The sequence below is a fragment of the Pseudomonas sp. genome (genome assembly GCF_035554175.1).
Taxonomy (GTDB): Bacteria; Pseudomonadota; Gammaproteobacteria; order Pseudomonadales; family Pseudomonadaceae; genus Aquipseudomonas.
The window spans coordinates 191,844-198,683 of the sequence record NZ_DATMIV010000001.1; the positions used below are offsets into that span (position 1 = coordinate 191,844).

The following is a 6,840-nucleotide window of genomic DNA, read 5'->3' on the forward strand; positions in this document are numbered from 1 at the left end:
TCACCGTTTGCTTTTGATGATGGTGCCCAGGCCTTGCAGATAGGCCACCAGCGCGTCCATTTCAGTCTTGCCCTTCACAGCCTCCTGAGCACCGGCGATGTCTTCGTCGGTGTAAGGCACGCCGAGGGTGCGCAACACTTCCATTTTCTTCGCGGTTTCCTTGCCGTCGAGCTTGTTTTCCACGAGGAACGGGTAAGCCGGCATTTTCGATTCAGGCACCACGTTGCGCGGGTTGTACAAGTGCGCACGCTGCCAGTCATCGGAGTAACGACCGCCCACACGGGCCAGGTCCGGACCGGTACGTTTGGAACCCCACAGGAACGGGTGATCCCAGACGCTTTCACCGGCAACCGAATAGTGGCCATAGCGTTCGGTTTCAGCGCGGAACGGGCGGATCATCTGCGAGTGGCAGCCGACACAACCGTTGGCGATATAGACGTCGCGGCCTTCCAGTTCCAGGGCCGAGCGCGGCTTCATGCCCTCGACCGGCTTGTTGGTGACGTCCTGGAAGAACAGCGGAACAATTTGGGTCAGGCCACCGACGCTGACGGCGATGACCATGAAGAAGGCCAGCAGGCCAATATTCTTCTCGACAGCTTCATGCTTCATCAGTGAGCTCCAACGACGGCAATCTTAGCGGCGGCTTCGGCTTCAACCGGATCCGACGCACGGACGGTGCGGTACACGTTGTAAGCCATCAGCAGCATGCCGCTGGCAAAGAACGCTCCGCCCAGCGCACGGACAATGAAGCCCGGATGGCTGGCCTGCAGCGCTTCGACGAACGAGTAGGTGAGGGTGCCGTCATCGTTGATTGCACGCCACATCAGGCCCTGGGTGATGCCGTTGACCCACATCGAGGCGATGTAGAGCACGGTACCGATGGTGGCGAGCCAGAAGTGCGCGTTGATCAGACCGGTGCTGTGCATCTGCGCCCGGCCGAACAGTTTCGGGATCATGTGATAGATCGCGCCGATGGAAATCATCGCTACCCAGCCGAGCGCGCCGGCGTGGACGTGGCCGATGGTCCAGTCGGTGTAGTGCGAGAGCGAGTTGACGGTCTTGATCGCCATCATCGGCCCTTCGAAGGTCGACATGCCGTAGAACGCCAGCGATACCACCAGAAAGCGCAGGATCGGGTCGGTGCGCAACTTATGCCAGGCGCCCGACAGGGTCATCATGCCGTTGATCATGCCGCCCCAGCTTGGTGCCAGCAGAATGATCGACATCGCCATGCCCAGCGACTGTGCCCAGTCCGGCAAAGCGGTGTAGTGCAGGTGGTGCGGGCCGGCCCAGATGTACAGGGTGATCAATGCCCAGAAGTGCACGATCGACAGGCGATAGGAATAGATCGGGCGTTCGGCCTGCTTCGGCACGAAGTAGTACATCATCCCGAGGAAACCGGTGGTCAGGAAAAAGCCCACGGCATTGTGGCCGTACCACCACTGGATCATTGCGTCGGTAGCGCCCGAGTAGGCCGAATACGATTTGAACAGGCTGACCGGCAGCGACATATGGTTGACGATGTGCAGCATCGCGGTGACGACGATGAACGCGCCGTAGAACCAGTTACCGACATAGATGTGCTTGGTTTTGCGCTTGGTGATGGTGCCGAAGAACACCAGTCCGTAAGAGATCCAGACAATGGCCAGCAAAATGGCGATCGGCCATTCCAGTTCGGCGTATTCCTTGGTGGTGGTGTAACCCAGCGGCAAGGTAATGATGGCGCCGACGATGACCGCTTGCCAGCCCCAGAAGGTGAAGGCCGCGAGGCTGTCGGAGATCAGTCGCGTCTGGCAGGTTCGCTGCACGACATAGTAGGAAGTGGCGAACAGTGCACAACCGCCGAAGGCGAAAATCACCAGGTTTGTGTGCAACGGGCGCAGGCGTCCAAAGCTCGTCCATGGCAGACCGAAGTTCAATTCCGGCCAGACCAGTTGTGAGGCAATGAAGACACCAAGCCCCATGCCAAGGATCCCCCAGACCACCGTCATGATGGCGAACTGGCGGACTACCTTATAGTTATAAGCAGTCGGACTGATTGCTGTGCTCATTCTAAGGTTCCACGGTTTGGGTGTTTTATTAGGATTGGAATCGGCCGCAAGTATGCAGAGAGCAGGGGGTCAATGCAACGCGCCATGACCTGGGTCAATGCTTTCCAACGCTGATTCTGCGGCCTTTCCATGCGCCGTGTAGGGTCAAAAATGGCCCCTGCCAAAATGTCGCAGTGAGTGAAAAAAGCGCGGAGTTCGGATGGCCACCGACCGCGTCTTTTTATACGTCGTGATCGGGGGATGAAAGACAATCGGCGCAACAGCCGTTATCCATCAGCGTTTGCGGCGAATGTGGCAGCCGGTTCATCGAACGCATCGCTCGGGATTGATCTGAAAACCGGCGTAAACCGGTCCGCTTCGATGAAGCGTAGACCCGAATGCGGGGATCCGAAAGGTCAGGGTGGGAGGGGTGCGACAAAAAGAAGCAGGCGATAGTTGCAAGCTGCAAGCGACAAGTGGATTCAAGTCGCTTGCAGGATTGTATACATTGATGTTGATTTTACTTGGAGCTTTCTGCTTGAAGCTTGCCGCTCAGTTGCTCATTGTTTTTCGATAGGCTGTACACATAAGCGGCCAGCAACTGCACTTTATCGTTACCCAGCAACTCACTTTGCGCCGGCATGTGTCCTTGGCGGCCATGGCGAATGGTCTGCTCCAGTTGCGTCAGGCTGGTGCCATAAATGAAGCCCGCCGGGTGGGTCAGGTTCGGCGCGCCCATCGCGGGGGTGCCTTGGCCAGTTGCGCCGTGGCAAGCCACGCACGTGGTGCTGAACGCTTGCTGCCCGGCTTGCAGATCGGCCTTGCTGTCGGCGGGCAGTGGCAGGCCGGCGAGTTCGTGGCGCACATACGCGGCAACGTTTTTCACCCCGGCCTCGCCGAGTACTTCGCCCCAGGCCGGCATCGCGGCCATGCGGCCGCCCATGATGGTGGTCTTGATGGTCTCGGCATCGCCGCCCCAGCGCCAGTCGCTGTCGGTGAGGTCAGGAAAGCCGAACGCGCCCTTGGCATCCGAGCCGTGGCACACCGAGCAGTTGGAGGCGAACAGGCGACCGCCCATTTTCAGCGCTTGTGGATCCCTCGCCACTTCTTCCAGGGGCATGGTGGCGAATCTGGCGAAGATCGGGCCGAACCGGGCGTCGGCCTTGTTCATTTCCTTTTCCCACTCGTGCACGCCGGTCCAGCCGTCCTCGTAACCGGGCAGGATGCCTTTCCAGTTGCCCAGGCCCGGATACAGAATCAGATAGCCCACCGCGAACACCAGCGTGCCGGCGAACAGCATGAACCACCATTGCGGCAGCGGATTATCGTATTCCTCGATGCCGTCGAAGCTGTGGCCCATGGTCTGGTCGACGCTGCCCTTGGTTTCGCCCCGGCGCGTGCCGATCAGCAACCAGGTCAGGCCGATCAGGCTGCCAATGGTCAGTACGCAGATCCACGTACTCCAGAAGGTGGTCATGGCCGGGTACTCCTTGGTTCAGAGGCGGGGGTTGTTTCGGGTAGTGGTTCGTCGGCGAACGGCAGCAGGCGTGCTTCGGCAAATTCGGCGGTGCGCTTGCGGTTGAACACCCACAAGGTCAGGCCGACGAACGCTACAAACACGACAACCGTGCCCAGACCACGGATCATGCCATTGCTCATTTCAATGACCATCGTGCTCACCTTTTGCTCTTGATCGCAGTGCCGAGCACCTGCAGATAGGAAACGAGGGCGTCCATTTCGGTTTTGCCCTTGAGGCTTGCCACCGCGCCGCTGATGTCGTCGTCGGTGTACGGCACGCCGAGGGTACGCATGGTTTTCAACTTGGTTTCGGTGTGGCTGCTGTCGACCGCTTGGGTGACCAGCCACGGGTATGCCGGCATCTTCGATTCCGGCACCACGTTGCGCGGGTTGTACAAGTGCGCGCGGTGCCAGTCATCCGAATAGCGCGCGCCAACTCGGGCCAGATCCGGCCCGGTGCGTTTCGACCCCCACAGGAACGGGTGATCCCAGACACTCTCGCCGGCCACCGAGTAGTGCCCGTAGCGTTCGGTTTCGGCGCGGAACGGGCGGATCATCTGCGAGTGGCAACCGACGCAGCCTTCGCGGATATAGATGTCGCGGCCTTCCAGTTGTAGCGCGGTGTAGGGCTTCATGCCTTCCACCGGTTTGTTGGTGACATCCTGGAAGAACAGCGGGACGATCTGGGTCAGGCCGCCGATGCTCACGGCGAACACCATCAGCAGCATCAGCAGGCCGACATTTTTTTCAATCGTTTCGTGTTTCATGGCGGACTCCTCAGGCCATCTGCGCGGCAGCGACGACTTCGGCAGGCTGCGAGGCCCGCACGGTGCGCCAGGTGTTGTAAGCCATCAGCAACATGCCGCTTAAGAAAACCGCCCCGCCGATCAGCCGCACGACAAAGCCCGGATGGCTGGCCACCAGGGTTTCGACGAAGGAGTAGGTCAGCGTGCCGTCCTCGTTGACCGCGCGCCACATCAGGCCCTGAGCAATACCGTTGACCCACATCGAGGCGATGTAGAGCACCGTGCCGATGGTGGCGAGCCAGAAATGCGCATTGATCAGGCCGACGCTGTGCATCTGCGCCTTGCCGAAGATTTTCGGGATCATGTGGTACAGCGCGCCGATGGAAATCATCGCCACCCAGCCGAGCGCGCCGGCGTGAACGTGGCCGATGGTCCAGTCGGTGTAGTGGGAGAGGGCGTTGACGGTTTTGATCGCCATCATCGGCCCTTCGAAGGTCGACATGCCGTAGAACGCCAGCGACACCACGAGAAAGCGCAGGATCGGGTCGCTGCGCAACTTATGCCAGGCGCCCGAGAGCGTCATCATGCCGTTGATCATGCCGCCCCAGCTCGGTGCCAGCAGAATCAGCGACATCACCATGCCCAGCGACTGCGCCCAGTCCGGTAGCGCGGTGTAGTGCAAATGGTGCGGGCCGGCCCAGATATACAGAGTGATCAATGCCCAGAAGTGCACGATCGACAGGCGATACGAATACACCGGACGCTCGGCCTGTTTCGGCACGAAGTAATACATCATCCCGAGGAAGCCGGCGGTGAGGAAAAAGCCTACGGCGTTGTGGCCGTACCACCATTGCACCATCGCGTCGGTTGCACCGGCGTACAACGAGTAGGACTTGGTGAAACTCACCGGCAATTCAAGGTTGTTGACGATGTGCAGAATCGCCACGGTGATGATGAAACCGCCGAAGAACCAGTTGCCCACATAGATGTGTTTGGTCTTGCGCTGCATGATCGTGCCGAAGAACACGATGGCGTAGGCGACCCAGACAATGGTGATCAGAATGTCGATCGGCCATTCCAGCTCGGCGTACTCCTTGGAGCTGGTGTAGCCCAGCGGCAGGCTGATCGCCGCCAGGAGGATCACCAGTTGCCAGCCCCAGAAGCAGAACGCGGCGATTTTCGGCGCGAACAATTGCGTCTGGCAGGTGCGTTGCACCGAGTAGAAGGAACTGGCAAACAGCGCGCAGCCACCGAAGGCGAAGATCACCGCGTTGGTGTGCAGCGGGCGCAGACGGCCGAAACTGGTCCAGGGCAAGTTGAAGTTGAGCTCGGGCCAGACCAATTGTGCCGCGAGAAAAACCCCGAGGCCCATGCCGACGATGCCCCATACCACCGTCATAATGGCGAATTGGCGGACCACCTTGTAGTTGTAGGCGGTACTGATAGAAGTGTTCATGGTTCCCCATCCACGGTTCAGCCGAAGTGCGCGCGTAAACGGCGCGAATCCTTCGCCTGGAGTTATAGGCAGACTAAAAGCGAGGCAAGCATGGACAAACAGCACAAGGCCAGTATTGACGGGGATCAATGGGCGCAGTGTGTGCTCGAGCATGGATGGCTGTGGGATGCCGCTGTTGGTGAGGCTTCGGCGACGTTGATTCTGGCGCATGGGGCGGGGGCGCCGATGGATAGCGCTTGGATGAACGATGTGGCGCAGCGGCTGGCTGCGCTAGGGGTGAACGTGTTGCGCTTCGAGTTTCCTTACATGGTGCAGCGGCGCGTTGATGGGGTGAAGCGGCCGCCGAATCCTGCGCCGAAATTGCAGGAGTGTTGGCGGGAGGTGTATGGCGAAGTGCGGCGTCATGTCGCTGGGCGGTTGGCGATTGGCGGCAAGTCGATGGGCGGGCGGATGGCGAGTCTGGTGGCGGACGAATTGGGTGTTGATGCGTTGGTGTGTCTGGGTTATCCGTTTTATGCGGCCGGGAAGCCGGAGAAACCGCGGGTTGAGCATCTGGCTTCGTTGCGCACGCGGACGTTGATTGTGCAGGGGGAGCGGGATGCGCTTGGCAATCGTGAAGCTGTCGAGGCTTACACGTTGTCACCGAGTATTGAGGTGATGTGGCTGGCGGCGGGGGATCATGATTTGAAGCCGCTCAAGGCTTCTGGCTTTACGCATTCCGATCATTTGGCGGGTGCTGCGCAGAAGGTGGCTGAATTTCTCCGTGACTGATTTTGAGCTGGACCGGGATTTTGCGTTGCATGAAGATCTGCTCCCTTTCCCCCTCGCCCCCTTGGGGGAGAGGGTTGGGGTGAGGGGGTAGCTGTCGATCTTGCTTTTGGGGGCATATCCGTTGCTTCGGGAGCTGCGGCTGGCGGTTTCGCCTGACGGCGACTTACTTTTTTACAAGCGCCTAAAAAAAGTAAGCAAAAAAACGCTTGCTCCTGCGTTCGGCCCTCGCAGGCTCGGGTTCCTTCGCTGCGCCCGGATCGGTTCCGTAACGAAGGAACCCCGAGCTTTAGCGAGCGGGCCGTACGCCGGAGCAAAGCCT

Annotated in this window: 7 protein-coding genes; 1 reads left to right on the forward strand and 6 read right to left on the reverse strand. The window is 59.8% G+C overall.

The features are described 5' to 3' along the window. The 6 genes from ccoO (VNV36_RS00850) to ccoN (VNV36_RS00875) all read right to left on the reverse strand — a co-directional run bounded on the left by ccoO (VNV36_RS00850) (nucleotide 1) and on the right by ccoN (VNV36_RS00875) (nucleotide 5,750). Nucleotides 1-609 carry a cytochrome-c oxidase, cbb3-type subunit II gene (gene ccoO, locus VNV36_RS00850; protein WP_042608413.1) on the reverse strand — a complete coding sequence of 203 codons (609 nt, stop codon included), beginning with the start codon at nucleotides 607-609 and terminating at the stop codon, nucleotides 1-3. Beyond that, on the reverse strand, nucleotides 609-2,051 hold the full coding sequence (ccoN, locus tag VNV36_RS00855; protein ID WP_325715325.1) for a cytochrome-c oxidase, cbb3-type subunit I: 1,443 nt from the start codon (nucleotides 2,049-2,051) through the stop codon (nucleotides 609-611). The genes ccoO (VNV36_RS00850) and ccoN (VNV36_RS00855) overlap by 1 nt, the downstream gene beginning before the upstream one ends. Nucleotides 2,052-2,550: 499 nt before the next feature. Then, nucleotides 2,551-3,507: a cytochrome-c oxidase, cbb3-type subunit III gene (ccoP, locus tag VNV36_RS00860; RefSeq protein ID WP_325715327.1), complete on the reverse strand. Its 957-nt coding sequence runs from the start codon at nucleotides 3,505-3,507 to the stop codon at nucleotides 2,551-2,553. After that, nucleotides 3,504-3,701, reverse strand: coding sequence for a cbb3-type cytochrome oxidase subunit 3 (locus VNV36_RS00865; RefSeq protein WP_325715344.1), 198 nt, complete (start codon nucleotides 3,699-3,701; stop codon nucleotides 3,504-3,506). Before VNV36_RS00865 ends, ccoP begins: the two co-directional genes overlap by 4 nt. A 5-nt stretch (nucleotides 3,702-3,706) precedes the next feature. Beyond that, entirely contained in the window at nucleotides 3,707-4,315 is a 609-nt protein-coding gene (gene ccoO / locus VNV36_RS00870) for a cytochrome-c oxidase, cbb3-type subunit II (protein ID WP_003223389.1), read from the reverse strand. Nucleotides 4,316-4,325: 10 nt separating this feature from the next. Next, complete coding sequence (gene ccoN, locus VNV36_RS00875) at nucleotides 4,326-5,750, reverse strand: cytochrome-c oxidase, cbb3-type subunit I (RefSeq protein ID WP_325715331.1); 1,425 nt, start codon at nucleotides 5,748-5,750, stop codon at nucleotides 4,326-4,328. 90 nt (nucleotides 5,751-5,840) lie between these two features. On the opposite strand from ccoN (VNV36_RS00875), the gene VNV36_RS00880 reads away from it, so the two are divergent. Next, nucleotides 5,841-6,521 (forward strand): alpha/beta family hydrolase, encoded by a 681-nt coding sequence (locus VNV36_RS00880; RefSeq protein WP_325715333.1) that lies wholly within the window; start codon nucleotides 5,841-5,843, stop codon nucleotides 6,519-6,521. Nucleotides 6,522-6,840: the final 319 nt, after the last annotated feature.

What these genes read in the sequence shown, in the direction of transcription:
- ccoO (WP_042608413.1), bottom strand. Translation starts at nt 609, where the DNA reads ATGAAGCATGAAGCTGTCGAGAAGAATATTGGCCTGCTGGCCTTCTTC.
- ccoN (WP_325715325.1), bottom strand. Translation starts at nt 2,051, where the DNA reads ATGAGCACAGCAATCAGTCCGACTGCTTATAACTATAAGGTAGTCCGC.
- ccoP (WP_325715327.1), bottom strand. Translation starts at nt 3,507, where the DNA reads ATGACCACCTTCTGGAGTACGTGGATCTGCGTACTGACCATTGGCAGC.
- VNV36_RS00865 (WP_325715344.1), bottom strand. Translation starts at nt 3,701, where the DNA reads ATGGTCATTGAAATGAGCAATGGCATGATCCGTGGTCTGGGCACGGTT.
- ccoO (WP_003223389.1), bottom strand. Translation starts at nt 4,315, where the DNA reads ATGAAACACGAAACGATTGAAAAAAATGTCGGCCTGCTGATGCTGCTG.
- ccoN (WP_325715331.1), bottom strand. Translation starts at nt 5,750, where the DNA reads ATGAACACTTCTATCAGTACCGCCTACAACTACAAGGTGGTCCGCCAA.
- VNV36_RS00880 (WP_325715333.1), top strand. Translation starts at nt 5,841, where the DNA reads ATGGACAAACAGCACAAGGCCAGTATTGACGGGGATCAATGGGCGCAG.